The 2,043-nt window shown below is 49.3% G+C and carries 1 protein-coding gene and 1 pseudogene; both read left to right on the top strand.

Going from position 1 to position 2,043, the window contains the following annotated elements:
• Positions 1–437, top strand: a pseudogene (locus B3O33_RS13035) (coproporphyrinogen III oxidase); the annotation flags it as partial.
• Between the two features lie 5 nt (positions 438–442).
• The coding region (locus tag B3O33_RS13030) for a chloride channel protein (RefSeq protein ID WP_292363785.1) at positions 443–2,043 on the top strand (1,601 nt) is incomplete at its 3' end.

Genomic DNA, 2,043 nt, shown 5'->3' with positions numbered 1-2,043 from the left:
AGGGTTATGCCACCCATGCCGAATGCGACCTGATTGGTTTTGGCATCACTTCGATTGGCAATATTGGTGACGCCTATGCTCAAAACGTTAAGACCCTGCTCGAATACGATACGCTGCTCAAACAAAACCAACTGCCTTTAATGCGAGGCATCAGCCTGAGCGAGGATGACAAACTGCGCCGCAACATCATTACCCGTTTAATCTGTGATTTTGAACTGAATATTGCGGAACTTGAACAAGAGTACGACATTCAATTTAAAGACTATTTTGCCGATGCCTACCTTCAGCTCGAACAATTTGCCGAAGACGGCCTGTTGCAGTATAACTGGAAATCCATAGTGGTCTTACCCGCTGGGCGCTTGTTAATCCGTAATATCTGCATGGCGTTTGATAAATACAGTCAACAGGCAAAACAGCGATTTTCCAAAGTTATATAGGGCTGATGCTGGAAAAAATCCGACAGTACTTCATATTTGGTCGATTAGGCGTAAAGCTTTATGTGCTTGCCGTTATCACCGGATTATTAGCCAGCCTTGCCATCATCCTGCTCAGACTTACCATTGAACACGGTCAAATGCTGTTATTACCCTCCGGCGAAGTCGAAGGCTTTGCCAGCCTGCCCTGGTGGGGCCTGTTAGGTCTGCCTATTCTCGGCGGCCTGCTTATCGGTTTATTGTTTCTTGGGTTAAATCAGGAACAACGCACCACCGGTATCCTGCATGTGATCGAACGCCTTTCGGCCTATGAAGGCCGTCTGCCCTGGCAAAATGCGGTTCGGCAGTTTCTCGGCACCAGTATTGCCATTATTACCGGTCACTCTGTGGGTCGTGAAGGACCCGGCGTGCATCTGGGTGCCGCCAGTGGCAGCTTATTAGCCAATGGTCTGGAATTACCTAATAACAGTGTTCGGATTCGGGTCGCATCCGGTACTGCCGCCGCCATCGCCGCCTCATCCAATACCCCCATCGCTGGGGTGATTTTCGCCATGGAAGTCATCATGATGGAATATTACATCGCCAGTTTTATTCCGGTCATCCTCGCTTCCGTCACTGGCGCGGTAGTGTGTCGACTGACCTTTGGCGATGACACTGTTTTTATCAATCTCAGTGCCCAGATGCAGTCACTGTGGGAACTGCCTTATATTATTTTTCTGGGTCTCGTTATCGGCGGCCTAGCCACCATCGCATTAAAAACACTGACGCTATTTACCAATCTTTACACCAATCATCCATCATGGTTACGTCCGGTTTACGCCGGTATTTTAATGGGCCTGTGCGGCATGATGGTGCCGGAAGTCATGGGCATGGGATACGGCATTATTGGCAGTATTTCCGCCAATGATATCGCTATTGGCACGCTGGTGATCATTATGGTGATGAAACTGCTGTTATCATCCGCCACAGTCGGTTTAGGCATCCCGGCCGGAATCATTGGGCCGACCATGGTCGTCGGCGCCTGTGCCGGCGCAATATTAGGTTACTTCGGACAAATCATCTTGCCCGACTATGCGTCATCAATGACCTTTTATGCCGTGTTAGGCATGTGCGCCATGATGTCGGCCACATTAAAAGCGCCGCTTGCCGCATTAATGGCCATGCTCGAACTCACCGGCAACCCGGAAATCATTCTGCCCGGTATGCTTGCTATCGTCTTTTCCAGCCTGATTACGCACGATTATTTCAAACAGGAACCCATGTTCGTCAACTTGATGCGAGTAAAAGGTTTGGATTTTCGTAATGACCCCATCTCACAAACGCTTCGCAAAATCAGTGTCGGTGCCGCGATGCAACGCAATATCGCCGTGTTGAATCAGACAATCAATCCTGATCTGGCTCTGCACACACTCGAAAACAACCCGGAATGGATATTAATCACCAAAGAACGCAATCCGATTGCCCTGATGCCCGCCAGCGACCTGGCCAGAGCGGTGAGCGTTAAAGAAGACGAAGATGAGACAGAAATCGATCTGATGCAAATACCTGCAACCAGAAGGAATGTCCATAAAATCTCATTGCATACCAGCCTGCATGAAGCCTATCAGGC

Origin of the sequence: Methylophaga sp. UBA1464, from assembly GCF_002325665.1 — a bacterium.
Classification (GTDB): Bacteria; Pseudomonadota; Gammaproteobacteria; order Nitrosococcales; family Methylophagaceae; genus Methylophaga.
Note: the sequence above shows the minus strand (reverse complement) of the source record. Positions and strands in the feature narration are given on the sequence as shown.